22 protein-coding genes are annotated in these 24,711 nt (G+C 60.5%); 9 read left to right on the plus strand and 13 right to left on the minus strand.

The window, feature by feature from the left end:
• Positions 1-2 precede the first annotated feature (2 nt).
• The 5 genes from AC1DUB_RS05985 to AC1DUB_RS06005 all read left to right on the plus strand — a co-directional run bounded on the left by AC1DUB_RS05985 (position 3) and on the right by AC1DUB_RS06005 (position 5,533).
• Positions 3-1,220, plus strand: a complete 1,218-nt coding sequence (locus AC1DUB_RS05985; RefSeq protein WP_477728732.1) for an acyltransferase family protein — start codon at positions 3-5, stop codon at positions 1,218-1,220.
• Positions 1,221-1,616: 396 nt separating this feature from the next.
• On the plus strand, positions 1,617-2,714 hold the full coding sequence (gmd, locus tag AC1DUB_RS05990) for a GDP-mannose 4,6-dehydratase (RefSeq protein ID WP_477728733.1): 1,098 nt from the start codon (positions 1,617-1,619) through the stop codon (positions 2,712-2,714).
• Entirely contained in the window at positions 2,711-3,583 is an 873-nt protein-coding gene (locus tag AC1DUB_RS05995; RefSeq protein ID WP_477728734.1) for an NAD-dependent epimerase/dehydratase family protein, read from the plus strand. The genes gmd and AC1DUB_RS05995 overlap by 4 nt, the downstream gene beginning before the upstream one ends.
• A 6-nt stretch (positions 3,584-3,589) precedes the next feature.
• A complete protein-coding gene (locus tag AC1DUB_RS06000; RefSeq protein ID WP_477728735.1) occupies positions 3,590-4,378 on the plus strand; it encodes a D-hexose-6-phosphate mutarotase in 789 nt (262 codons plus the stop codon).
• Complete coding sequence (locus AC1DUB_RS06005) at positions 4,379-5,533, plus strand: glycosyltransferase family 4 protein (RefSeq protein WP_477728736.1); 1,155 nt, start codon at positions 4,379-4,381, stop codon at positions 5,531-5,533.
• On the opposite strand, the gene AC1DUB_RS06010 is transcribed toward AC1DUB_RS06005, so the two are convergent.
• The 8 genes from AC1DUB_RS06010 to AC1DUB_RS06045 all read right to left on the minus strand — a co-directional run bounded on the left by AC1DUB_RS06010 (position 5,506) and on the right by AC1DUB_RS06045 (position 13,553).
• Positions 5,506-6,642, minus strand: a complete 1,137-nt coding sequence (locus AC1DUB_RS06010) for a glycosyltransferase (protein WP_477728737.1) — start codon at positions 6,640-6,642, stop codon at positions 5,506-5,508. The two genes, AC1DUB_RS06005 and AC1DUB_RS06010, sit on opposite strands and share 28 nt — an antisense overlap.
• A 15-nt stretch (positions 6,643-6,657) precedes the next feature.
• Positions 6,658-7,209, minus strand: coding sequence for a dTDP-4-dehydrorhamnose 3,5-epimerase (gene rfbC / locus AC1DUB_RS06015; protein WP_477728738.1), 552 nt, complete (start codon positions 7,207-7,209; stop codon positions 6,658-6,660).
• Positions 7,210-7,303: 94 nt separating this feature from the next.
• Complete coding sequence (gene vapC / locus AC1DUB_RS06020; RefSeq protein ID WP_477728739.1) at positions 7,304-7,705, minus strand: type II toxin-antitoxin system tRNA(fMet)-specific endonuclease VapC; 402 nt, start codon at positions 7,703-7,705, stop codon at positions 7,304-7,306.
• Positions 7,705-7,938, minus strand: coding sequence for a type II toxin-antitoxin system VapB family antitoxin (vapB, locus tag AC1DUB_RS06025; protein ID WP_477728740.1), 234 nt, complete (start codon positions 7,936-7,938; stop codon positions 7,705-7,707). The genes vapC and vapB overlap by 1 nt, the downstream gene beginning before the upstream one ends.
• Positions 7,939-8,404: 466 nt before the next feature.
• Entirely contained in the window at positions 8,405-9,292 is an 888-nt protein-coding gene (rfbA, locus tag AC1DUB_RS06030; RefSeq protein ID WP_477728741.1) for a glucose-1-phosphate thymidylyltransferase RfbA, read from the minus strand.
• Positions 9,293-9,309: 17 nt separating this feature from the next.
• A complete protein-coding gene (gene rfbD, locus AC1DUB_RS06035; RefSeq protein ID WP_477728742.1) occupies positions 9,310-10,212 on the minus strand; it encodes a dTDP-4-dehydrorhamnose reductase in 903 nt (300 codons plus the stop codon).
• Complete coding sequence (gene rfbB, locus AC1DUB_RS06040; protein ID WP_477728743.1) at positions 10,209-11,285, minus strand: dTDP-glucose 4,6-dehydratase; 1,077 nt, start codon at positions 11,283-11,285, stop codon at positions 10,209-10,211. The genes rfbD and rfbB overlap by 4 nt, the downstream gene beginning before the upstream one ends.
• Before the next feature lie 252 nt (positions 11,286-11,537).
• Complete coding sequence (locus AC1DUB_RS06045) at positions 11,538-13,553, minus strand: SDR family oxidoreductase (RefSeq protein WP_477728744.1); 2,016 nt, start codon at positions 13,551-13,553, stop codon at positions 11,538-11,540.
• Positions 13,554-13,795: 242 nt separating this feature from the next.
• Between AC1DUB_RS06045 and AC1DUB_RS06050 the strand changes: the two genes are divergently transcribed.
• The 3 genes from AC1DUB_RS06050 (at position 13,796) to AC1DUB_RS06060 (ending at position 16,059) form a co-directional block, all read left to right on the plus strand.
• Positions 13,796-14,314 (plus strand): phasin family protein, encoded by a 519-nt coding sequence (locus tag AC1DUB_RS06050; RefSeq protein WP_477728745.1) that lies wholly within the window; start codon positions 13,796-13,798, stop codon positions 14,312-14,314.
• Positions 14,315-14,529: 215 nt separating this feature from the next.
• Complete coding sequence (locus AC1DUB_RS06055; protein WP_305637144.1) at positions 14,530-15,189, plus strand: TetR/AcrR family transcriptional regulator; 660 nt, start codon at positions 14,530-14,532, stop codon at positions 15,187-15,189.
• A 96-nt stretch (positions 15,190-15,285) separates the two neighbouring features.
• Positions 15,286-16,059 (plus strand): hypothetical protein, encoded by a 774-nt coding sequence (locus tag AC1DUB_RS06060; RefSeq protein ID WP_477728746.1) that lies wholly within the window; start codon positions 15,286-15,288, stop codon positions 16,057-16,059.
• A gap of 823 nt (positions 16,060-16,882) precedes the next feature.
• Here AC1DUB_RS06060 and AC1DUB_RS06065 read toward each other — a convergent pair.
• The 5 genes from AC1DUB_RS06065 to AC1DUB_RS06085 all read right to left on the minus strand — a co-directional run bounded on the left by AC1DUB_RS06065 (position 16,883) and on the right by AC1DUB_RS06085 (position 22,501).
• Positions 16,883-17,536: an HAD family hydrolase gene (locus tag AC1DUB_RS06065; RefSeq protein WP_477728747.1), complete on the minus strand. Its 654-nt coding sequence runs from the start codon at positions 17,534-17,536 to the stop codon at positions 16,883-16,885.
• Positions 17,524-19,089, minus strand: coding sequence for an ArnT family glycosyltransferase (locus AC1DUB_RS06070; protein ID WP_477728748.1), 1,566 nt, complete (start codon positions 19,087-19,089; stop codon positions 17,524-17,526). The genes AC1DUB_RS06065 and AC1DUB_RS06070 overlap by 13 nt, the downstream gene beginning before the upstream one ends.
• 79 nt (positions 19,090-19,168) lie before the next feature.
• On the minus strand, positions 19,169-20,152 hold the full coding sequence (locus AC1DUB_RS06075; RefSeq protein ID WP_477728749.1) for a lysylphosphatidylglycerol synthase transmembrane domain-containing protein: 984 nt from the start codon (positions 20,150-20,152) through the stop codon (positions 19,169-19,171).
• Entirely contained in the window at positions 20,149-21,015 is an 867-nt protein-coding gene (locus tag AC1DUB_RS06080; protein WP_477728750.1) for a decaprenyl-phosphate phosphoribosyltransferase, read from the minus strand. The genes AC1DUB_RS06075 and AC1DUB_RS06080 overlap by 4 nt, the downstream gene beginning before the upstream one ends.
• A gap of 340 nt (positions 21,016-21,355) precedes the next feature.
• Complete coding sequence (locus AC1DUB_RS06085) at positions 21,356-22,501, minus strand: ABC transporter substrate-binding protein (RefSeq protein WP_477728751.1); 1,146 nt, start codon at positions 22,499-22,501, stop codon at positions 21,356-21,358.
• Positions 22,502-22,552: 51 nt separating this feature from the next.
• Between AC1DUB_RS06085 and AC1DUB_RS06090 the strand changes: the two genes are divergently transcribed.
• Complete coding sequence (locus tag AC1DUB_RS06090) at positions 22,553-24,670, plus strand: molybdopterin-containing oxidoreductase family protein (protein WP_477728752.1); 2,118 nt, start codon at positions 22,553-22,555, stop codon at positions 24,668-24,670.
• Positions 24,671-24,711 lie beyond the last annotated feature (41 nt).

A 24,711-nucleotide genomic window follows, 5' to 3' on the forward strand; every position in this document is an offset into this window, starting at 1 on the left:
TCGTGTCGTGCAAATCCCTTCACGGAGACGATGAATTGGGCGTACTCCGTCTGGTACTTGCGTTGAGCGTGGTGATGAGCCATGGGCTGACAACATTTCTCGGCATACGCTTGTTCGACGGCACTGGAGCCGTCTGGACCTTCTTTGCGATTTCAGGCTTCCTCATCACGGTGGCGCTCAACAACAAGTATGCGGTTGGTGAACGGCATCTGGCTCACTTTTACTGGAACCGGGTGGTTCGCCTTTACCCGGCGTACTGGCTTTGGCTGGCTCTGACGATTGCCGCTTACCTGCTGATTCCGCCCTCGTTGCTGACATACCAGCGGTTCGTAGTCGACGGCTCGGTCCAAGCAAGTGGCTTCTGGGCCGACAATGCACATGGCGCATCGGCCAGTACGCTTGCGGTAGCCGCATTTGCAAACATGACGGGCTTTCTGTCGGATCCGCTGCTTTATCTAGGATTCGACAAAGCAACTGGGACGTTGGTAGCCAACCCCCGGCAGGACGCGCCCACATGGGCCATGGGCTTCATGTTCCTTGGCCAATTCTGGAGTATTGGGGTTGAGCTCTGCTTTTATGCGCTCGCACCATTGGTGGCGAAAAGCATGTGGCGCATTACTTTGCTGTTCGCACTCAGCGCCAGCGGCTACTTGGAGCAGGCCTTGGTCAAACTTGGAAAATGGGTAGATCTTCCGCCTGTCCTCACTTACGTCCAAGCACCGAAATTTCTCTGGATGTTCATGATTGGTGCCATGCTCGCGCATGCTTTCCTATCCGCACGAGGTGCAGGCCGCAAGAAGCTCTGGCAGCCCACTGTCTTGCTACTGATGATGTACGCGTATGTGGCTTCACGTGCTCCAATTCTCTTCCCAATGCAAACGTTCCCATGGTGGCTGTTCGTCGCATTGACCGTTTCCGTGCCGCTATTGTTCGCCAAGACAGCATCTAATAAGTTAGACCGGTTGGCGGGGGATTTGTCCTATCCGGTCTACATCAATCACTTCATCGTTATTCAGCTCGTTGGCTCGGTCGTAGCCCCAAGTGGCTTCATCTTCGCGCTCGTATCGATCCTGCTGGCAACGGCTACGGTAATCTTGGTCGAGCGCCCAGCTCGGCGCTTGAAATTCAGAGGACCCGCCACCACCAGCGCATCAGCGGCACTGAATCGGACCTCAAGCCCGATAAGCAGCGAAGCTAGTCAGGGCAGAAGTATTACCTGACGGACAGCAAAAAAACTAGGACACGCCGTACGTTGCGCTGCTCGTCACACGACGTCGCATGATGTGGTGAGGTGCTAAGGGGCGACCACCTCAATGCATTAAAATGATGCGCGTCGAAGCAGAGGCGGTGTTGCGTGCAAGCTTCGAGCCCACGAATGAGTAACAGTTATCACCCAATCCGCGCCGCACCCTTGGACAGTTGTGTTGATTGAGAGGGGGCTAGCCGCCGACCTTAGCCTTAGTACAGCCATGAAACCTTTAGTGCGTCGAATTCTATTCCGATGCGATCGAGGGAAACCATGATTCGGGCCGATCACGGGTGCATGCCTCTAGGCAGCGTTTTTGAATTTATGCGAGATTTCGCCCAGATTGAGTAAAGTGAAGCGAGTTAAAACTATGAAAAAAGCAATCATCACCGGCATATCAGGTCAAGATGGCGCCTACCTCGCCCAATTGCTCTTGGAAAAGGGTTACAAGGTCTACGGCACGTACCGCCGAACCAGTTCAGTCAACTTCTGGCGCATTGAAGAGCTAGGCATCCAGAACCACCCTAATCTGCATCTGGTCGAGTACGACCTGACCGACCTGGGCAGCAGCATTGCGCTGGTGCAGAAAGTTCAGCCCGACGAGATCTACAACCTGGCCGCGCAGAGCTTTGTGGGCGTGAGCTTTGACCAGCCCACCACCACGGCGCAAATCACCGGCATTGGTGCGCTGAACCTGCTGGAGGCGATTCGCCTGGTCAACCCCAAGATTCGCTTCTACCAGGCGAGCACATCCGAAATGTTCGGCAAGGTGCAGGCCATTCCGCAGGTGGAAGACACGCCGTTTTACCCGCGCAGCCCTTACGGTGTGGCCAAGCTCTACGCGCACTGGATGACGGTGAACTACCGGGAAAGCTACAACATCTTTGGCAGCAGCGGCATTTTGTTCAACCACGAGAGCCCGCTGCGCGCCCGCGAGTTTGTGACGCGCAAGATTACCGATTCGGTGGCCAAAATCAAACTGGGCAAGCTTGACTGTATGGATCTTGGCAACATCGACGCCAAGCGCGACTGGGGCTTTGCCAAAGAATATGTTGAAGGCATGTGGCGCATGCTGCAGGCTGACGAGCCAGACACTTTTGTGCTGGCCACCAACCGCACTGAGACCGTGCGCGACTTTGTGCGCATGGCGTTCAAGGGTGCAGGTATTACAGTGGACTTCAAGGGCGCTGCTGAGAACGAGACAGCGGTGGTGGCGGCCCTCACCCCCCTTCGACAGGCTCAGGACAGGCCAAGCCTCTCCGAGGGAGAGAGGGAGTTGAAAGTTGGGCAAACCGTGATGCGCATCAACCCCAAGTTTTACCGACCGGCAGAGGTGGAGTTGCTGATTGGCAACCCGACCAAGGCCAAAGCCAAGTTGGGCTGGGAACCAAAGACGACGCTTGAACAGCTGTGCCAGATGATGGTCGAGGCTGACCTGCGGCGCAACCAGGCAGGGTTTTCGTTTTGAAGATTTTGTTGACAGGTGCCAATGGGTTTACAGGGCGGCACTTTACTGCCCTGGCCCGAGAAAAAGGGCATGAGGTAGTGGCCCTTGCGGCAGACTTGACGGACGCCGAGGCACTGAAGGCGGAAGTTGCCTCTATACAGCCCTCTCATGTGGTACATCTTGCTGCCATTAGCTTTGTAGGCCATGCTGATGTGCGGGCTTTTTATGATGTCAATCTGTTCGGCACGCTCAACCTTCTGAACGCGATCGCAGCGCTTGAGATGTCACCACGTTCGGTCATTCTTACCAGTAGTGCCAATGTGTATGGCAATTGCGCTGCATCACCCATTCCCGAAGACCAAATTCCAGCGCCATTGAACCACTACGGCATCAGTAAACTGGCAATGGAGCATTTGGCACGCACCTATTCAGACACATTACCCATAGTCATTGTCCGCCCGTTTAATTACACGGGGTCAGGACAAGCACTCACATTTGTCATTCCCAAACTGATTGACCACTTCAGCCGTCGCGCGTCGCGCATTCAGCTAGGAGACGTCAGCGTAGAGCGAGAGTTCAACGACGTATTGTTTGTTTGCGAGGCCTACCTCCAACTGCTTGAGCATGGCCAGCCTGGCGAAACGTATAACGTGTGCTCTGGCCAGCCCTATACATTGCAGCACGTGATTGACACTCTTGTACGTATCACGGGGCACAGCATCGAGGTCGAGGTCGACCCCGCCTTTGTGCGCTCCAACGAGGTAAACCGCTTGTGCGGCAGCCCGGCCAAGCTAAAGGCGCTGCTGGCCAAGCATGACTACACGCTAAACAATCTACCACTGGAAGACACGCTGCGGCGCATGCTGGCCACGGCAGGTGCTAACGCCTGAACGGCAATGCCGAGACTGACTTATGCACGGGCTGGTGCGCAGATTTTGCAGGCGCATCTGGAATTGGGTGCCGGAATTCTCTATCGCAGCCCCATTACCCCCACTGGCGCAGTGCCTGCGCGCGGCGGCGTGCCGGTGCTGTTCCCCCAGTTTGCAGACCGGGGGCCTTTGCCCAAGCATGGCCTAGTGCGCACTGTGCCTTGGACACTGATACAAGAGTCCACGTCAGATCAGGCGCATAGCGTGGCCTTTGAGCTGGCGATAGCGGCCGGGCAATTTACCGATTGGCCGCACGCCGCACACTTGGTTTTGAAAGCTGAGGCTTTGCAAGACGACTTGCGCCTGAGCCTGCAGGTCACCAACACCGGTAACGACACCTTTACCTGGACAGGTGGCCTGCACCCTTACTTTGCGGTGGATGACCTGCACGCCTGCTCCGTGACTGGTCTTGCCGGCTTACCCGTTCAGGACCGCTACGATGCAAACCTGACAACCGAACCAGGCAGTCCACGCAACTGGGGCGACGAGCCTTTTGAACGGCTCTATGGCGCCTGCCCGCCGCTCACGCTGTTCACCGGCTCCCGGTGGCTGAAACTCACCGCCAGCGGCTTTGAGCAATGGATGGTGTGGAACCCTGGTCGTGCGGGCGGCGATGCACTGCCGGATCTGCCCGCAGGTGACTGGCGGCGCTTTGTGTGCGTGGAGCCGGTATGCGTGACGCGACCAGCAGAGCTGRCACCAGGCGCAGTATTTGAAGGTACGCTGGCAATCAGCGTTCAAGCAAAAAACAATTGAATGAAAGACGAATTGATGCAAGTCGCCTTTAACGCCACAGCGTTACTTTCACCGCTGACAGGTATTGGCCAATATGCCCATCATCTGGCATTGGGGTTGCAGCAACCTGGCGAGGTCAGCGCCAACTTCTTCTATGGTTCTGGCTGGAGTGCCGATGTTCGCACAAAGCCCTTGCCTAGTGTGACCACCATCAAGACCTTGGTGCGTCGGCTTCTGCCTAATTCATATGGTGTGGCCCGGGCAATTCAGCAACACCAATTCTCAAAGGGCGCTCGACGAACGCGACACGACATCTACCATGAGCCGAATTTCCTGGCCTATCGTTTTGATGGCCCCAGCGCCATCACCGTTCACGATCTTTCATGGATACGTTTTCCTGAAATGCATCCGGTAGAGCGCGTGCGCGCGATGGACAAATACTTCCAGCCGGGGCTTGAACGTGCGTCAGTGATCCTGACTGACTCTGAATTCGTCAAGCGCGAGTTGATGGATGTGTTTGGCGTGAAGCCCGAGCGAATCCGCCCGGTACTGCTGGGCGTCGAAGCCCAGTTTTACCCCCGGTCGGCCGACGAGACACACGCGGTTTTGGACGCACACGGTTTGGTGCACGGCCAATACATTTTGGCAGTAGGCACGCTGGAGCCCAGAAAGAATCTGGCAGTGGCCCTGCGCGCCTTCATGCAGCTGGCACCTGCGCTCAGAAAGCGCTTTCCGCTGGTGCTAGTGGGCATGAAAGGGTGGCACACCTCGGCTCTGGAGCAGCAGATAGCACCGCTGATTGCGGCGGGCGAAATTCGCCAGTTGGGTTATTTGCCGCGGGAAAATTTGGCAACCATCATTGCCGGGGCCACCACGCTGATCTACCCCTCTATTTACGAAGGGTTTGGCTTGCCGCCGCTTGAGGCCATGGCTTGCGGCGTGCCCGTAATCACATCCAACGTGTCCTCCATTCCTGAGGTGGTGGGCGACACCGGTTTGATGCTGGATCCGCAGGATGTGGACGGCTTTGCAAAAGGCATGGAAACCCTGCTCACCGCGCCTGACGTCCGCCAGGCCATGGCCCAGAAGGCGCTTGCGCGCAGCGCCCAGTTCACATGGGCAAGCTGCGTTAGCCAGACTGTAGAGGCCTATCGACTGGTGCTCAGTAAATCCTGATACAGCCTGAGGTGGCTCGCCGCCATGGTGGGCACCGAGTAGTTGTCGGTATGGGCCAGGGCTTGTTGGCCCAGTTTCTCGCGCAAGACGTCGTCCTTCAGCAAACGGGCAAGGCAATGGCCCAGGGCCAGAGGGTCGCGCACCGGAACGGCAAAGCCGGTTTGGCCATCCACGTTGACCACGTTGACGCCATTGTTCAGCTGAGTGCACACCACGGGCTTGCCGCAGGCCATGGCCTCAAGCTGTACCAGGCCAAACGCTTCGCTTTGCTCTACCGACGGCAAACAAAACACGTCGCAGGCGTTGAAGTAAGCGGCAATATCTTCTTCGGGGATGCGGCCGCTGAAAAACACCCTGTCGCTCATACCCATTGCCGCAGCCTGCTGCTCCAGCTGAGGCATCAAGGGCCCGTCACCGCCCAAGATAAGAAAGGCATCGGTGTGCTGCAGGGCCTCTATCAACACATCAAAACCTTTGTAATAAACATGGCGGCCCAAGGCAAACACCAGCCCCCTGCCCTGTGCCCGCGCGCGCAACTCATCCCGCAGTGCGGCAGTTCGCGGGTTCAATACCAGCGGTGCGTAGTCAAGTCCATAAGGAATCACATGACGCCGTTGCGCTGGAATGTCGCGCGGGATCTGCGTAGACGCATCAAAGTGCGCTTGGGTGGCCGCAACCAATGCGTCGGCCTGCCGCGCGATGCGCCGTAAAAAAGGTTCATACAAAGCCAGCAGGCGCTTTTGGCGAATGATGTCGCTATGCCAGGTAATCACCCGCTTGATGTTGGCTGGCAACACAAGAGACACCAGATGCGAAAGCGGGTCGGGAAAATGCAAATGCACGATGTCAAACTTTTTCTCGCGATGCAGGGCAAGCGCCTTGAGTACCAGCGCAGGCGCAATGGCAGTTCTGAAAACCATGCCAAACGATGAGGCCTGAACCAGGCGATGCCCGTCGACCATGGTGTCGCTGCCCTGCAAGCCTTTTGCGGCCACAAGATTGACAACCTCAACACCGAGAAGCGCCAGCTCTTTGCTAAGCAAGGCCACATGGCGCTCAAGTCCGCCATGCTGGTCGTTCCAGAAGCGCCCAAATTGGAGTACTCTCATTGAATTAAAAACATCTTATAAAAACATCTCAGCGTCATGCATGTTTAATCCCATCTGGTCTTTGCTTGAAAGAAGTGGGGGCGTATTCAGGGGCAGGGGCCAATGGATGGCCAGTTCCGGGTCGTTCCAGGCAATGCAGCGCTCGAACTCGGGGGCGTAATAGTCGGTGGTTTTATAAAGAAATTCAGCGGCGTCAGAAATAACCAGAAACCCATGTGCGAAGCCTTCAGGCACCCAAAGCTGGCGTTTGTTGTCTGCAGACAGGATTTCACCCACCCAACGCCCGAAAGTTGGCGATGATTTTCGGATATCAACTGCAACGTCAAAGACCTCGCCTTGCAGCACACGCACAAGCTTGCCTTGGGGTTGCTGGACTTGGTAATGCAAGCCGCGCAGCACATTTCTCGCAGAGCGGGAATGATTGTCTTGCACAAAGCTGGCTTGCCTGCCAATGGCCGCCTCAAATTTCGCCTGGTTAAAGCTCTCAAAGAAGAAGCCGCGCTCGTCTCCGAAAACTTTGGGTTCGATGATGAGCACGTCTGGGATGGCGGTGGGGGTGATTTGCATGGCTGAGAATTAGAGCTTAAGACGGTACCCGCTTTTACGCCTTCCCGCCTTTGCGGGGAAGGCGGTCATTTATTTTGGTTCTTATTGCGCGGCGTCAAATCGCCCAGTTGGCCAGTTGCAGCGCTTCCACGCGTTCGAATTCGCGCAGGTTGTTGGACACGAGCGTCAGCCCTTCACTGCGGGCATGGGCAGCAATGTGCAGATCATTCACACCGATGGGTTGCCCTTGCTTTTCCAGTGCACTGCGAATGCTGCCGTAATGCTGCGCCGCCTTGGGTCCATAGGGCAACACATCCAGACGGCTGCAAAAGTCTTCCACGACGGCCAGGGAGCGCGCTGGCGCGTTGCTTTTTTCCGCACCGTGCAGTAATTCGGCCAGCGTGATGACTGAAATGGCCATGTGGCCTGCATGTTCATTGAACAGCTGTAGCGCCGACAATGGCTTGCTCTTGATCACATAGATCACGATATTGGTGTCGAGCAGATAGCGCAGCATCACAAGGCTTCGCGCTCAGGCTGATCCTGACTGGCGCGCGCCTCCAGAAAATCGTCGGCCACCTGCGGGCTGTTCAAAAAGAAGCTGTCCCATGTCTGCCCCAGCGGCGCAATGATGCGCTCACAGCCGCGTGCCCGCACGTCCACCCGCTTGACACTGTCAGGCAAGCGCAGGTCCGCAGGAAGTCTGATGGCCTGGCTGCGGTTGTTGGTGAATACGGTGGTCGTCGTCACGGCTTGACTCCTTAAATTTTACCTTGGATATAGCATAAGTATATCCCAAACTTCGATCGCAAACGAAGGCGCCATTTCTTTTCCCAAGGATTGAGCCAGCCTGCGGAAGGCGCTGGCAACCCGCTTTTACTCCTTCCCGCCTTTGGGGGAAGGCGGGATGGGGGATCTGTGCACCGCAATACCGTTCAGTTAAGCCGTTCGCCCTGAGCTCGGCCTGTCCTGAGCTTGTCGAAGGGTCGGGCCGCAGGCCAACAAGGCTTCGACAAGCTCAGCCCGAACGGGGTTTGGGTGCTTAACTGAACCGCATCGCGCCTATCCGACCCCCATCCCGGCCTTCCCCCAGAGGGGGAAGGAGACACCAAGGCAGCCGCAACAAACATCGCATCTATTTGTCGGGTGCAGTAGTGGGTCCAGCTCAATTCGTGACATCAAACCCCCGCCCGAACTCGCCGGTCGGGGTGATTTTTCATTTCTGGATCTCTTCCTTCAACAAGCGCAGCATGTACTGGCCGTAGCCGTTTTTTGCCAATGGTTGCGCAAGTTTTTCAAACTGCTCTGCGGTGATAAAGCCGTTGCGCCAGGCAATCTCTTCCGGGCAAGCGATTTTCAGGCCCTGACGATTCTCCAGCGTAGCAATGAACTGGCCCGCCTCAAGCAGGCTTTCGTGGGTTCCCGTGTCGAGCCAGGCATAGCCACGCTGCATGATTTGCACGTCGAGCTGGCCATGCTCCAGGTAGGCCTGGTTGACCGCCGTGATTTCCAGCTCACCGCGGGCGCTGGGCTTGACGGCCTTGGCGATGTCAACCACCTGGTTGTCGTAAAAATAGAGGCCCGTGACGGCGTAACTGCTCTTAGGGTGGACGGGCTTTTCTTCGATGCTGCTGGCTTTGCCCTGGGCGTCAAACGCCACCACGCCGTAGCGCTGGGGGTCGTTCACATGGTAGGCAAATACCGTGGCACCGGCGGTGCGTTGGTGAGCACTGGCCAGCAGGCCCTGGAAGTCATGGCCATAAAAGATGTTGTCGCCCAGTACCAGCGCACTGGGCGCGTTGCCGATGAATTGCTCGCCGATGACGAAAGCCTGCGCCAGGCCGTCTGGGCTGGGCTGCACGGCGTATTGCAGGTTCAGGCCCCACTGGCTGCCGTCGCCCAGCAGTTGCTGAAAACGCGGTGTGTCTTGCGGGGTGCTGATGACGAGGATGTCGCGCATGCCCGCGAGCATGAGGGTGCTCAGCGGGTAGTAGATCATGGGCTTGTCATACACCGGCAGCAGCTGCTTGCTGATGGCCAGCGTGGCCGGGTGCAGCCGGGTTCCGGAGCCCCCGGCGAGGATGATGCCTTTGCGTTGGGTCATGTGTTCCTGCTTTGCGTTCAGAGGATTTCAGCGAGCATGCGGTCCACGCCCTGCTGCCACGGCGGTAGGGTCAGGCCGAAGGCGGTTTGCAGCTTGGTGGTGTCTAGCCGAGAGTTGGTGGGCCGTTTGGCGGGTGTGGGAAACGCGCTGGTGGGAACGGGGTCCACCGCTTTGGCTATTATTTTTATAGCTAACTTCCCTTGTTCATGGCCCCGTTCTGCCTGGGCGAGGACGTATTTTGCATAGCCATGCCAGCTGGTTTCGCCACTGGCCGCCAGGTGATAAAGGCCGGCATCAGCGGGGCGCTGCAGTACCTGGCGGATGGCATGGGCGGTTACGTCGGCCAGCAGCTCGGCGCCGGTGGGGGTGCCAAACTGGTCGTTGATCACGGTGAGGCATTCGCGCTCCTGCGCCAGGCGCAGCATGGTTTTGGCGAAATTGCCGCCGCGCGCGGCATAGACCCAGCTGGTGCGAAAGATCAGGTGGCGCGGGCTGGCCGCCTGGATGAGCTGCTCGCCTTCAAGCTTGGTCTGGCCATAGACGCTGAGCGGCGCCGGCGTGTCGGCCTCGGTCCAGGGGCGGATACCGCTGCCGTCAAACACGTAGTCAGTGCTGTAGTGCACCAGCAGTGCGCCGAGCCTGGCTGCCTCCTGCGCCAGCGCGCTGGGGGCCAGCGCATTGAGCGTGCGGGCAAGTGCAGGCTCACTTTCGGCCTTGTCTACGGCGGTGTAGGCGGCGGCATTGACGATGACGTCGGGCCGTAGCTCTTGCACCGTGGCAGCCAAGCCCTGCAGGTTGCTGAGGTCGCCGCACAGGTCTGTGCTGTGGCGGTCGAGCGCCGTGAGTTCACCCAAGGGAGCCAGGCTGCGCTGCAATTCCCAGCCGACCTGGCCGTTTTTGCCGAAGAGCAGGATTTTCAAGCCGTAGCCTTTTGGGTTTGCCCGTACTGCTTGGCCGTCCACTCGCGGTAGGCCCCGCTTTGCACGTGGGCCACCCACTCGGGGTTGGCCAGGTACCACTGGACGGTTTTTCGGATACCGGTCTCAAAGGTTTCAGCCGGCTTCCAGCCCAGCTCGCGCTGGATTTTGCTGGCGTCTATGGCATAGCGGCGGTCGTGGCCGGGGCGGTCTTTGACGTAGCTGATCTGCTCGCCGTAGTTTTTGCCGTCGGCGCGGGGTCGCAATTCGTCAAGCAGGGTGCACACGATATTGACGATCTCGATGTTGGGCTTTTCGTTCCAGCCGCCCACGTTGTAGACCTCGCCGGTTTTGCCGGCTTCCAGCACGCGGCGAATGGCGCTGCAGTGGTCTTTCACGTAGAGCCAGTCGCGCACCTGCATGCCGTCACCGTACACCGGCAGGGGCTTGCCGGCCAGGGCATTGACGATCATCAGGGGGATGAGCTTCTCGGGGAAATGGTAGGGGCCGTAGTTGTTGCTGCAGTTGGTGGTGAGCACCGGCAGGCCATAGGTGTGGTGGTAGGCGCGCACCAGGTGGTCGCTGGCGGCCTTGCTGGCCGAGTACGGGCTGTTGGGCTCGTAGCGGTGCGTTTCCGTGAAGGCGGCGTCCGCTGGCGCGAGCGAGCCATAGACCTCGTCGGTTGACACATGTAAAAAGCGGAAATCCGCCTTGGCATCACCCTGCAAGCCGCCCCAATACGCCCTGACGGCCTCCAGCAGGCGGAACGTGCCGACGATATTGGTCTGAATGAAGTCTTCCGGGCCGTGAATGGAACGGTCTACATGCGACTCGGCCGCAAAGTTGAGGATGGCTCTGGGCTGGTGGGTAACTAGCAGCCGGGTGACTAGCGCGGAATCGCCGATGCCGCCCTTGACAAAGACATGGCGCGGGTCAGCCTGCAAGGAGGAGAGGTTTTCAAGGTTGCCCGCGTAGGTCAGGTTGTCGATATTGACCACAGACTCATCGGTTTGCGCGAGCCAGTCGAGCACAAAATTGGCGCCAATAAAGCCGGCGCCTCCGGTAACGAAAATCATGCAAGCCTTTGAGGGAGGTCACTGAAGGACGCAGCAGGGCAGTCACCCTTGACCCGGCGATTATCCCACCGCATCATCCAGTTTCAGTTGTAAACCGGGACTTACAACCAACCACATAGCGAGTGCAGTCTCCCGCCAAAATCCGGCGCGACGCACGGAAAGACCGTTTTAGCGGTGTAACCGTGGTCGCCTGCCCATAAGAACGACCTGTTTGTCAACGGCCAAGGACGACCACATGATCAAAAAACGGGATCAGAAATGAATCCCGCGCATCATCTCCTGCATGGCCACTGCCTCGGCCGACAGCTGCGGCTTGGCGCTCTTTTCACCCTTACCGCCCTTCTCGCCCTTGGCGGCCGATGAGTCAGGGAACATGCGGAAGCTGGTGTTCATGGCAATCTGGGCGATGCGCGGCACCAGCGCGTGCATGACCTGGCCGGTAATGCCCAAGCGGGTGGCAATGCGCACCGGCTTGAAGATACAGGCTTGCGCGATCATGTCGGCGGCCTCTTCGGGCGAGAGGGTGGGCACGTTGTTGTAGAGGTTGGTGGGCGCAATCATGGGCGTGCGCACTAACGGCATGTTGATGGTGGTGAAGCCAATGCCCAGGTCGGAAAACTCGCTGGAGGCGCAGCGCGTCCAGGCGTCCAGCGCGGCTTTGGAGGCCACGTAGGCCGAAAAGCGCGGCGCATTGGTCAGCACGCCGATGGAGCTGATGTTGACCACATGGCCCTTGCGTTTGGCCGCCATGCCGGGCAGCAGGCCCATGGTCACGCGCAGGCAGCCAAAGTAATTGAGCTGCATGGTGCGTTCGAAATCGTGAAAACGGTCATAACTGGCCTCAATGGCGCGGCGAATCGAGCGTCCGGCGTTGTTGATCAGGAAGTCGACGCCGCCGTGGTTGGCGATCAACTCCTTGAGGAAGCGGTCACAGTCTGCCATGTCGGCAATATCGGCCGGGTAAGCGACAAAGCTATAGCCTTTGGCTTTCGCTTCTTTGCAGGCAACATCCAGCTTGTCCTGGTCGCGGCCGCAGATGACGGTGATGGCGCCGGCCTCGGCAAATTTGTGCGCTGCCGCCAGGCCAATGCCTGAAGAGCCGCCGGTAATCAGCACCACCTTGCCGCCGACCGTGCCCTTGAGCGTGCGGTCAATATGCAGGTCGGGGTCGAGGTGGCGCTCCCAGTAATCCCACAAGCGCCACGCGTAGTCCTTGAGGTTGGGGCATTCAATGCCGGAACCCTTCAGCGCCGCCATGGTGCCCCGGCAGTCAAACCGGGTCGGGTAATTCACGAAGGTCAGCATGTCCTCGGGCAGGCCAAGGTCGGCCATGATGGCGGCGCGCACGCGGCGCACCGGTGCCAGCGCCATCAGGCTTTTCTTGACGCCGCGCGGAATGAAGCCCAGCAGGGCGGCATTGACGAACAGGTTCATCTTCGGTGCGTGGGCGGCCCGGCTGAAGATGTCGAGCACATCGCCGACGCGGTAACCCACCGGATCCACCAGGTGGAAGCATTTTTTGGCAATGTCACTCTTGTCTTTGGGAAGGTGGCTGATGTGGTCCAGTGCATCGACCACGAAGTCGACCGGAACAATGTTGACGCGCCCGCCCTCCAGCCCCACGGCCGGCATCCAGGGCGGTAGCAGTTGCCGCATGCGCTGGATCAGCTTGAAGAAATAGTAAGGGCCGTCAATCTTGTCCATTTCCCCGGTGGTGCTGTCGCCGACCACCATGGCCGGCCGAAACACCGTCCAGGGCACCTTGCACTCCTTGCGCACGATTTTTTCGCTCTCGTGCTTGGTCATGAAATACGGGTGCTCGTAGTTTTCAGCCTCCTCAAACATGTCCTCGCGGAACACGCCTTCATACAGGCCTGCCGCCGCGATGGAGCTCACGTGATGAAAGTGGCCCGCCTCGATGGCCTTGGCAAATTCGACGGTGTTGCGGGTGCCGTCAATGTTGACGGCGATCTGGCTTTCTTCGTCGGCATCCAGGTCGTACACCGCCGCCAGGTGATAAAAATGACTCACCTGCCCCTTGAGTTGTTTGATGTCTTCGCTGCTGACGCCGAGCTTTTTTCCGGTCAGGTCGCCATGCACGGCGACCGCCCGCGTGGCACTCACGCCCCAGTACGCCCTGAGTGCGGCCAATTTGCCCGCGCTTTCCTGGCGGATCAGGAAATGAACGGTGCTGCCTTTTCGCTCCAGGAGTTTTTTAACCAGGCGTTTACCAATGAAGCCGGTGGCTCCCGTGACGAAATAATGCATTGCGATTGTCCTTGTGTCTTGTGCTGACGCGTGCTGAACCGGCGGTCAGAAAGCCGATTCTTGCCCAAGCCATGGTAGCCGCCATTCAGCAGAAACCCGTGTCCCGGTGCGGGGGCTTTGAGCTTTTTTGGTTTTCTAGAACCCGGCATCTAAACACCGGCACCTGAAGGCCTTATATTTGCTGCGTGCGCAGTACACCCACCGCGCAGCACCTCATATCCACCATCAGCATGGAGACAATCATGGTCAAGAAATTGCAAAGAATGAGTGCCGACAAAAAAGCGGCTCCTCCATTGGCCAGCGCCGTCAAGGAGTCCGCCCAGCAAATCTGGCTGGCCGGCCTGGGGGCTTTCTCCAAGGCCCAGGAAGAAGGCGGGAAAGTGTTTGAGACCCTGGTCAAGGAAGGCCTGACCATCCAGCGCAAAACGCAGGCGGCTGCTGAAGAAAAGATTTCTGAAGCGACCAGCAAAATGACCAACATGGCCACCGACATCCAGTCCAAGGCCGGCCATCAGTGGGACAAGCTGGAGAATATTTTTGAAGAGCGCGTGGCCAAAGCCCTGAACAAGCTCGGCGTGCCGTCTGCGAAGGACGTGGACGCCCTGGCTGCGCGCATTGACGAACTCAACAAGAACATGCAGAAAATGTACGGCAAGGCACCTGCTGCCAGGACAGCTGAAAAACCTGCGGCCAAAAAGCCGGCCAGCACAGCAGCCAAGCCCGCGGCCGCCAAGCGCCCCACCGCACGCAAATCCGCTTGAGCACCCGGCGCATTCGGCGCTTTGAAAAAGGGACGCGCGTCCCTTTTTTTACGCCTGTCCGGCGAACAGTTAACTGAAGGGTATGGGGTTGAGCCATGCACGGCTACATGGCTGTATGATCGGCCGCCCGTCGGCGGGCTTTGCCGCTGGACTTCCCCAGTTCCGCGCCGGGGGGCTCTGGGTTAGAGTACAGAACAAAACGAGGTAGACAATTTATGGCGAAAAAAGCGCCGCGCCGTACTGCAGAGCGGATTTTGGAGGTCACGCTGGACCTGTTCAATCGCTTTGGCGAGCCCAATGTCTCGACCACGCTGATTTCTGCCGAACTCAGCATCAGCCCCGGCAATCTCTACTATCACTACCCCGCCAAAGACGAGCTGATCAACTCCCTGTTTGACCGCTACGAGCGCTCGTTGACCGAGCTCCTGAATGCCAGCGACGGCGTGCGCAATGTTGAAGACGCCTGGTTTTTCATGCACACGCTGTTTGAATTGATCTGGCAATACCGCTTTTTGTACCGCGACCTCAACGACCTGTTGAGCAAAAACCGCCGGCTGGAAACCCACTTTCAATGGGTGCTCAAAAACAAGACCCGCGCTGTCAAGGCCCTGCTAGACGGCATGAGCCGCGCCGGCGCCGTGACGATTGATTCGCGCGAGGTGGAAGCCACGGCCACCAGCATGGTGGTGGTGCTGACCTACTGGCTCAGCTTCGAGTACGTGCGCGACCCGCGCAACGCCCTGGAGCCGGGCAACGCGCAGGCCGCGCTGCTGCGCGGTGCGCACCACGTGCTGAACCTGCTGATTCCTTACCTCGAACAGGGCCAGCGCGCCCACCTGCAGGCCCTGATAAGCGCCTACAACACCCCGGCGTGAGCCCTGCCAACCACTGCCCGCCCCCCCAACTTCCCACTTCCCAATTTCGCTTTCCTCACCCATAACACCAACAACGTTAATCAAGGAGATAACACCATGGCCAAATGGACCGCTTTTCCACACGCTGGCGACTACACGTTGAATGCCGCCAGCCTGAAAAAGAACTGGGCCCGCCTGCACCAAGGGGACTGCGAGCCCCTGCCCCAAGAGGCGGACGTGCTGGAGGCCTGGGTACTTTTTCACAATGGCGAGTTTCAAAAGGCAGCAGAGGCCGGCCTCAAGGTCGGTGGCCACGGCCTCACGGTCGCCAACAAGGCCGCCAGCATTTACGCCAACTACCTCGAAACCAAAGAAAAGACCAAGCTCGAGCTGTTCATGGAAGTCGCCGCGCGCGCCGAGGCGCAGCAGGCGGCCGGCCCCAAAAATCCCAATGCCTGGTACTGGCAGGCCTATGCCCTCGGGCGCTACAGCCAGGGCATCAGTGTGGCCAAGGCGCTGGCGCAGGGCCTGGGCAGCAAGGTCAAACATGCACTGGAGCAAGCCATCAAGCTGCAACCCAAGCATGCCGATGCCCATATCGCGCTGGCGGCTTTTCATGCCGAAGTGATCGACAAGGTGGGCTCGCTGATAGGCGGCATGACCTACGGCGCCAAAAAGGACATTGGCCTGGTGCTGTACAAGGACGCGCTGAAACTGAACCCCGGCTCCGCGATTGCCATGGTCGAATATGCCAACGGCCTGGTCATGCTCGAAGGCGACAAGAGAATGGCGGAGGCGACGAAGCTGTATGAGCAGGCGGCGGCCAGCAAGCCGATGGATGCCTGCGAACGGCTGGATGTCGAGATGGCGAAGGCTGAACTGGAAGATTGAGTTTCCTGCGCTCAGCCAGGTCCGTGTGTCGCAACGTGCGCGGGCCTTTTGCTATGTTTTTATAGCAAATTAGGTCCGTCTTTATTTAGACTTTACCGCCCAAATCATCAAAGGTCGCAGTTCAAAACTGCCGTTGATGTATTTTTGCTGCGCCTCCGTCTTGATGCCGCTGGCAGGGTCAAGTCGCGCTGTTTGCGAGCATGCCCGGGTCTCGCCCCGGCGGGCGACTTACTTTTCTTTGCTTCGCCAAAGAAACCTAAGGAAAAGAAAGGCGACCCGCAGTCTGGGTCCCTTCGCTACGCTACGGGCAATCTGCGCTGCGCCAGAAAAGCGGGGGTCCGCRCAAACTCGCCTGCGGCTCAAACAGCGCGCGGCCCTGATCCCGCTTTTCTGGCGCAGCACAGGCCCAGCCAGGACGGGTTTGGGGGGAAAGTCAAAAGACAAAAAACTACACCGACGCCTCACTCCCTCCCCCGCTGGGGGAGGGTTGGGGTGGGGGCTGACCCCGAACCCGCATCCGTACCTGCACCCACCCCCCTTCTGTCTGCGCCGAGGAGCACAGGGCCAGGCGGATCAGGGATCGCGATTGTCTGAGCCGCAGGCGAGTTGAGCGAGACCCCGCCTGGACCGAGCACCACAGGCTGCCCGCAGCGCAGCGAAGGGACGCAGACAGCAGGGTCGCCTTTTCTTTGCTTACTTTCTTTTGGCGAACGCAAAAGAAAGTGAGTAGCCGCCGGGCTACCCCCGGCCAGCAACCCTCAGCAGAGTCAACCCGCTATAAATTCAATAGCTAACGACGCCTGACCCCTAAGGGCGAGAAAGCTCACTCACTCCGCGACGACACATCACTCCACGGCTCCCCCCGGTACCAAGCATGCCGGGCCAGACGCAACATGGGCTTGTCCCCCGCCGTATCGCCGTAGGCATAGAGCGTGACCTGGCTGGCGGCGTCCGCGCCAAAGCGTTCCGGCAGCCACGCCTTGAGCCGGCGCACCTTTTCCTCGCCGTGGCAATTGGCGGTGCTCATGCGTCCGGTCAGGCGGCCATCCACCACCTCCAGGCCGGTACAGATCAGCGCGTCAAAACCCAGTTGCCGGGCCGCGTGCTGCAGGTAAATATCGGGCGACGCACTGACGATCACGCAGCAGTGCCCGGCCTGCCGGTGCTGCGCCAGCCGCGCCATGGCCCAGTCCTGCAGCTGGTGCGGCAAGTCACGCCCGGCCCAGTCAGCCGCCCAGTGCGCCACCTCGACACTGCTGCGCCCGGTCAGCGCCATTTTGAGCAGGCGCGCCTTGGCCACGTCATTGCGTACCAGCTTCAACGCATAACCGGCCATCCACGGCCCGCTCAGCAGCAGGGCCCGTAAAAATCCGGGCCAGCCCAGGCCACGGGCGAGAAACGGCAGCAGAGTGTCGCGCCGGGTCAGCGTACCGTCGAAGTCAAACGCGGCGACAACGGGGCCAGCTACCTCGGACATCGCACTTGCCCGCAATAGCGTTCGCAAAACGGGCACCCGGTCATCGGCAATGCGGAGGGTATGTTGTAGTAGCGCTTGAAAATAGTCCCCAGCACGCCTTCACGGTAGGCCTGGTAGTTGAATCCGGTGCCCTCCACCGCATAAAACGGCGCACCATTCTGTGTGAAGCTGAGCACACGCACCGCTTCAAAATAGGGCTGGAAGTCCTCCAGCCTGGGGCTGCCGAACGTGATGACGCGTATGGTTTTGCCCTGGTAGAGCGAAAAATCAACCAGCTGATCGTCCTGCCGGGAATGGAACTTCCCGACACCAAACACCGGCATGTACTGCCGGCGCTCAAAGCCGTAAATCGAGGCCGGCGTGAAGGCATCGCCCATCAGCACCACGCCCGGGCTGCTGACTTGCCGCAGGATCTCGGCGGTTTTATAGCTGCGGATGATTTGCGGATAAAGCGTGGTGCTGCGCCAGGTGTCCAGCGTGGTCAGGTAGAGGCCGGCCACCACCAGCACATGCAGGCCCGCAAACACGGCCAGGCCCTTGGCTGCGGTCTTGAGTTTGTCGGCCGGCAAGGCAAACGCCAGAAACGCAAAGCCGAAGGGGTAGAACGACAGCACCCAGTGCAGGCCGATCACCTTTTTGGCTGACAGCAGCGCAAAAAACAGCAGGGGCACCACCACCAGGCAAGCCAGCAGGCGCTGGGCCGGCGCCGCCAGCGCCGCGCTGGCCACCAGCGCCTTGCGGTATTTGAAAGCCAGCCACACCGCCACGGGCGTGATCAGGTAGGCCATCATGACGACATAGAGCAAGGGCTTGCGCCACTCAAACGAGGCCTCTTCGTTGCGGTTGTACACGTTGAACATGATGTTCGGCCAGCCGTGCGACATGTTCCAGGCGATGTTGATGGCCGGTCCGGGCAGCGCGCAGACCACCAGCAAGGCAAAGCCCGCGAGCCGCTGGCGACGGTAGAGCGCAAAGTACACGAGGTAGGTCAGGCCCAGCACCACCGAGAAATACTTCGACAAAAACGCGCAGCCCAGAAACAGGCCCGACAGCGCGTACAGGCCATAGGCCGCCCGGTCAAGCTGCTCGCGGCGCTCGGCGCGCAGCAAGGCGGCCACCGACAGCGCCGACCAGAAAATCAGCGGCGTGTCGGTGGTGATCAGGGTGTTGAGCCAGTTCAGCGGCGCCAGCCAGAACAGCAGCACGGCCCAGGCCGCACGCTCCCGGTCGAGAGGCTTGAGCGCCAACCAGAGCGCAGCGCCCACGCCCAGCGGCAGCAGCACCACCGGCAGGCGAATCGACCAGATGCTGTCGCCGAACGTGGCACGCATCAGGGCGATCAGCCAGCCCACCATGGGCGGATGGTCCGAGTAGCCCCAGTTGGGGTAGACGCCCCACCAGTAGAAGAAAGCCTCGTCCCCGCTGATCGGGAATGTCGCGGAAATCCAGAGCCGGAGCAGCAACGACGCCAGCCCCACGCCCAGCAGCCATCGGCTCAATGAGGTGGTGCGCAGCGTGACGGCTAGTGGAGGGAGGATGTGATTCTGGGGCATGGAAGGCTGACTCAAGGGCGCAAAAGACGTAAGGGGCGCTATGGGCGCGATGGGCGCAAGCTGGGGCCGTCGGCAGGTTTTACCGGAAGCTGATTTCCTTGCGAATGGCCGCACTATAAAGCAAGGCCACCACGCCGATGGCCACCGCCAGCCACAGGGTGAGCAGGCGGGTCAGCACGGTGATGGTCAGGGCTTCGCCGGGGGTCGCGCCCTGCGCCACCAGCAGGCCGGTCAGCACGGCTTCGGTACCGCCCAGGCCGGCGGGCAAGGCAGACAGCGCACCCGCCACCATGGCCACGGCGTAAAAGCCCGTCGCCGTCAGCAGCGGCAGGTGAATGTCCAGGTCACGGGAGATCAGCCAGACCGCCATCCCCTGCGCAGCCCAGGCGGTCAGGGTCAGCGCAAACCAGGTCAGCGGACGCACCGCCAGGCAATGCCAGGCCTCTTTCAGCCACGCAAAACGATGGCGCAGCGTGGCGCGGTACCTGAGCACCAGGCCCAGCAGGATCGCGGCCACCAACACAGCGGCTGCCACCAGGCCGGCAAGAAACAGGGGCGCCGCCCGCACCGCGCCATGCGTCAGCATCCACCACACGGCGGGTAGGCACAGCAGCAGCAGGCACAGCAGATCGGCCAGCCGCTCGGCACCGAAAATCGCCAGACTTTGCCCGGCGCCCAGGGGCTGGCGCGCCAGCATCAGGCCGCGCACCGCCTCCCCGATATTGCCGGGGGTGGGCGTGAAGGCATAGCCCGCCAGGTACAGGCGCAGGCCCTTCGCCCAGCCAAAATGGCGCCCGTAGTGCGCCATCCACAAGCGCCAGCGCATGCCGCGCAGCAGGTAATTGAGCAGGCACAACGCGATGGCCTGCACGCCGGTCCAGGACCCCAGGCGCGCCAGCGAGGCCCGCGGGCTGTCGCCCCACACCAGCAGGGCGGCCGCGTAGGCGGTGGCCACCACACCCAGCACCAGCAGCAGCTGTTTGATAGGCAGATGAACCGGCCCTTCGTCTGCCTTGCCGGTGGGCGAAGGGCGCGCCGCCAGCGGTGCGTCCTCGGGTGTCACAGCCGGTGGCCCAGAAAGATGGCCATCCACAACACGCCGGCCGCCAGAATCCACGGGTCGCTCAGCAGGTCGCGCGCGACGTCTTCGCCCCGGCCACGGTGCACCTGGTAGGTATAGCGCAGCATGCCAAAAATAACGACGGGCACGGTGTAGAGCAGGCGCTCGCCATGCTGCAACTGCGCCTCGGGGCTGGTGGCAAACAAGCTGTAGTTGGTCAGTGTGGCCGTCATGGTCACGGCCATGAAGGTATCGAGCAGGGCCGACGGGTAATGCGCCAGCACGGCGCGCTGGCTGGCTTCCTCATGAAAGGTTTCGGCCTTGCGTTTGGAAAAGCCCAGAAAAAGCGCCACAAAAATGCCGGTCAGCAGCAGCCAGCGCGAAGGCGGAATCCCAACAGCCACCGTGCCCGCCAGCAGCCTGAGCATGAAACCCGACGCGATGATGGAGACATCGACCACCGGCACCTGCTTGAGCCGCCAAGAGTAGGCCAGATTGAACACCACATAGGCCGCGAGCAGCGCAAGCAGGGTGCGGTTGCCGGCGGCCAGCAGCAGCCCGCTGGCCAGCAGCAGGCCCGCCAGCACCAGCGCCACGGGGACGGAAACCCTGCCGCTGGCCAGCGGCCGGCGGCTTTTTTCAGGGTGCAGGGCATCGCTGGCGCGGTCATGCCAGTCGTTGACGATGTAGACCATGCTGGAGACGCAGCAAAACGCGGCAAAGGCATGCAGGACGCGCCCGACGAGGGGGCCGTCCTGCCAGGCCTGGCTGAACACCAGGCCGGCAAACACAAAACCATTTTTAAGCCACTGGTGCGGCCGAATGAGCCTGATCAGCGCAAGCAGGGATGAGGGGAGAGAAGACATCAATAGGGGAGGGAAAGTCTCCGGTCTGGGGACGACATTCAAGCATAACTGAGCGGGCCGGCTCTTATCGAGAGTTTCATAAATAGCGACAAGTACCGTATTACCGTTCGCCCTGAGCCTGTCGAAGGGCTTCGCCACTTCGACCCTTCGACAGGCTCAGGACAGGCCAAGCTCAGGACAGGCCAAGCTCAGCCCGAACGGCTTGGTGTCATGATTTACGAAAACGTCAATAATTTCTCCGGAAGGGCTGAAAATCAGGCCAGAGTCTCAATCACCCCCTCCTTCGCACTCCCGTTTTAGTGTGAACAGGCCACAGCCCGACAAGGGCTTTCGCGCAGACTCACTCCCGCACGCGGCCCTGCGAATCAATCAGGCTCAGTTCCACCAACTTGGAGCCCACACGGTCGCCGTCGAAATGGATCCGGAAGCCGCCCAGGTCCATCTCCTGCATGGTGTCCAGCGCCTTGCGCAGCTTGACGCGGGTGGGCTCCTTGCCGGCCTTGCGCAGGGCTTCGGTGTAGGCCCAGGCGGCGATATAGCCTTCGAGCATGTAGACATTGGACTTGCCCAGCTTGGCCGCGGCCGCCTCGGCCTGCAGCTCACGAACCAGGCTGCTTTTGGCATTGTCTGACTTGGGCGTCACCCGCACCACCACCACGCCCGAGCCCGCTGCCCCCAGCTGATCGGCCAGCAGGCTTTCCCCGGTATTGGAGAACCCGTAGATAGGCCCTTTGTAGCCCTTGCTGCGCAAGTCGCGGATGGCGATGGCTGCGCCTTTGGGGGCACTGATCAAAAGCACGGACTCCGCTTTGACCGCCAGCACTTTGTCGGCGCCCTCCAGCGGGGCCTTGAGCAACAAGTTGGCGCCCAAACCGGTCATGGTGCGCTCGGCAGAGTCCAGCGCCGCCAGCGATTCAGGATCCTTGGCATGCAATATGGCCAGCTTGCGCATCCCCAGGGTTTCCGCATGGCGCGTGATCACGATCGCCTCTTCCGAGTAACCGGGTCGCACCGAATACACATTGGGATAGAGCGAGCCGCGCAACTCGTCGGCCCCGGCCATGGGGCCAAACAGCAGCAAGTCGCTGTCCTTGAGCAGGGGATTGACGGCGGTGACCTGGGGTGAGCCGTAATAGCCAAACAACGAAAAAACCCGCTGGTCCAGCAGCTTTTTGGTATTGGCCAAGGTCGTTTCGGGGTTGCCGGCATCGTCCGCGGTAATCAGCTCGATCTTGCGGCCATGGATGCCGCCCGCCGCATTGACCCGCTCAAAATAAAGCCTGGCACCCTGCGCAAACGGCAGTGCCAGCACGGCAGCCGGACCGGTCATGGCCACCGACTGCCCCAGCGTGACAGTGGTTTTGCTCAAGCCATCCTGCGCGCTGGCCCCTGTTGCCATGGCGGCCATGGCAGCCAGCAGGGCCGTTACCATGGACACCCGAGCCAGGGCTTTCAGCATTTGCCCGCCGTTTTTGATCACAGACATGAATTACCCTTTTCCTGATTGCCGATATGGCAGTCAATATAGAGTTACACCATGCGCAATACCATCAGCATCTCCCCTAGCGTTAGTTTCGTGAAGGCTGACAGTCAGACCGTCCAGGTGCGCGGCGCCTGCCCGCACGACTGCCCCGACACCTGCTYCTTGCTCACGACGGTGGAAAATGGCGTGGCCGTCAAGGTGCACGGCAACCCCGAGCACCCGCAAACGGGCGGCGTGCTGTGCAACAAGGTGTCGCGCTACACCGAGCGCACCTACCACCCCGAGCGCCTGCTGCAGCCGCAAAGGCGTGTGGGGCCCAAGGGCTCGGGCCAATTCGAGCCGGTGAGCTGGGAGGCCGCACTCACCGACATTGCCGGGCGCCTGAAGGCCATCGCCGCGCGCAACCCCGAGGCCATCGTGCCTTACAGCTATGCCGGCACCATGGGCCAGGTACAAGGCGAAAGCATGGCGGCGCGCTTCTTCAACCGTCTCGGCGCGTCGTTTCTGGACCGCACGATTTGTGCGACGGCGGGCGGCGAAGGCTTCACGCAAACCCTGGGCGGCAAGGTTGGCATGCGGGTGGAGTTTTTTGCCGAGTCCAAGCTCATCATCATCTGGGGCAGCAATTCGATTGGCAGCAACCTGCATTTCTGGCGCTATGCGCAGCAGGCCAAACGCGATGGCGCCAAACTGGTCTGTATAGACCCGCGCAAAAGCGAAACCGCCGAGAAATGCCACGAACACATCGCGCTGCTGCCCGGCACCGACGCGGCGCTGGCGCTGGCGCTGATGCACGAACTCATCACCCACGACTGGCTGGACCATGACTATATTGCCCGCCACACGCTGGGCTGGCAGGCGCTGAAGGAACGTGCCCTGCAATGGCCCCCTGAACGCGCCGCCGAGGTGTGCCGCGTGCCGGTTGAGCAGATCAGGGCATTGGCCCGCGACTATGGCCAGTGTTTTGTCAACCGGCAACCCGCTGCGATTCGCCTGAACTACGGCATGCAGCGCGTGCGCGGCGGCGGCAACGCGGCCCGCGCGGTGGCCTGCCTGCCGGCGCTGATTGGCGCCTGGCGGCACCGCGCCGGCGGCGTGCTGCTGAGCAGTTCGGGGCAGTTTCCGGTGGACAAGGCCGCACTGCAACGGCCCGATCTTCTGCAGGGGCGCCAGCCGCGAACCATCAACATGAGCACGATTGGCAACGCGCTGCTGGCCGAAACTTCCGCCCCGTTCGGGCCGAAAATTGAAGCCCTCATCGTCTACAACAGCAACCCGGTGGCGGTGGCGCCCGAATCGGGCAAGGTGGTGGCGGGCTTTGCGCGCGAAGACCTGTTCACCGTGGTGCTGGAGCATTTCAAGACCGACACCGCCGACTACGCCGACTACCTGCTCCCCGCCACCACGCAGCTGGAGCACTGGGATGTACACAGCGCCTATGGCCACACCGACGCGCTGCTGAACCGCCCGGCCATCGCGCCACTCGGTCAGGCCAAACCCAACACCCAGATTTTTCGCGAGCTGGCGGCCCGCATGGGCTTTACCGAGCCCTGCTTTTCCGAGGACGACGAGACCTTGTGCCGTACCGTCTATGGCGACAGGATCGACTTCGGGCAACTGCTGGACAAGGGCTTTGTCACGCTGAATTTGCCCGATGCACCGTTCGCCGCGGGCATCTTCCCCACGCCCTCGGGCCGCTGCGAGTTTTTCAGCGAGCGGCTGGCCGCGCTTGGCCTGGACGGCTTGCCCGACCATGTGCCCAATTACGAAACACCAGGCGCATCCAGCCAGTACCCTCTGGCCATGATCTCGCCGCCCGCGCGCAACTTTCTCAACTCCAGCTTTGTCAATGTCAAAAGCCTGCGCGACATCGAGGGCGAGCCGGTGCTGGAGATGCATGCCGACGACGCGGCAGCGCGCGGTATCAGCAGCGGCGCCGTCGTCACGGTGTTCAATGCACGCGGGAAATACCGCGTCAAGGCAGAAGTCTCGGCGCGCGCCCGCCCCGGCGTGGTCAACGGCCTGGGCATCTGGTGGCGCAAGCTGGGGCTCGATGGCACCAACGTCAACCAACTCACCAGCCAGCACCTGACCGACCTGGGCCGTGGGCCGGTGTTTTACGACTGCCTGGTTGAAGTTCAGGCCGGCCAGCCCGGGGAGCCTGTGGTGTGAAAACCCGGGTGGCCCAAGTGGCCCTCACCTGGCCCGCCATC

The sequence above is a fragment of the Polaromonas sp. P4_F9 genome (genome assembly GCF_056401235.1).

Coding starts and splice junctions, on each gene's coding strand:
- gmd (WP_477728733.1), top strand. CDS start 1,617: ATGAAAAAAGCAATCATCACCGGCATATCAGGTCAAGATGGCGCCTAC.
- AC1DUB_RS06005 (WP_477728736.1), top strand. CDS start 4,379: ATGAAAGACGAATTGATGCAAGTCGCCTTTAACGCCACAGCGTTACTT.
- AC1DUB_RS06010 (WP_477728737.1), bottom strand. CDS start 6,642: ATGAGAGTACTCCAATTTGGGCGCTTCTGGAACGACCAGCATGGCGGA.
- rfbC (WP_477728738.1), bottom strand. CDS start 7,209: ATGCAAATCACCCCCACCGCCATCCCAGACGTGCTCATCATCGAACCC.
- vapC (WP_477728739.1), bottom strand. CDS start 7,705: ATGCTGCGCTATCTGCTCGACACCAATATCGTGATCTATGTGATCAAG.
- rfbA (WP_477728741.1), bottom strand. CDS start 9,292: ATGACCCAACGCAAAGGCATCATCCTCGCCGGGGGCTCCGGAACCCGG.
- rfbB (WP_477728743.1), bottom strand. CDS start 11,285: ATGATTTTCGTTACCGGAGGCGCCGGCTTTATTGGCGCCAATTTTGTG.
- AC1DUB_RS06045 (WP_477728744.1), bottom strand. CDS start 13,553: ATGCATTATTTCGTCACGGGAGCCACCGGCTTCATTGGTAAACGCCTG.
- AC1DUB_RS06050 (WP_477728745.1), top strand. CDS start 13,796: ATGGTCAAGAAATTGCAAAGAATGAGTGCCGACAAAAAAGCGGCTCCT.
- AC1DUB_RS06055 (WP_305637144.1), top strand. CDS start 14,530: ATGGCGAAAAAAGCGCCGCGCCGTACTGCAGAGCGGATTTTGGAGGTC.
- AC1DUB_RS06060 (WP_477728746.1), top strand. CDS start 15,286: ATGGCCAAATGGACCGCTTTTCCACACGCTGGCGACTACACGTTGAAT.
- AC1DUB_RS06065 (WP_477728747.1), bottom strand. CDS start 17,536: ATGTCCGAGGTAGCTGGCCCCGTTGTCGCCGCGTTTGACTTCGACGGT.
- AC1DUB_RS06070 (WP_477728748.1), bottom strand. CDS start 19,089: ATGCCCCAGAATCACATCCTCCCTCCACTAGCCGTCACGCTGCGCACC.
- AC1DUB_RS06080 (WP_477728750.1), bottom strand. CDS start 21,015: ATGTCTTCTCTCCCCTCATCCCTGCTTGCGCTGATCAGGCTCATTCGG.
- AC1DUB_RS06085 (WP_477728751.1), bottom strand. CDS start 22,501: ATGTCTGTGATCAAAAACGGCGGGCAAATGCTGAAAGCCCTGGCTCGG.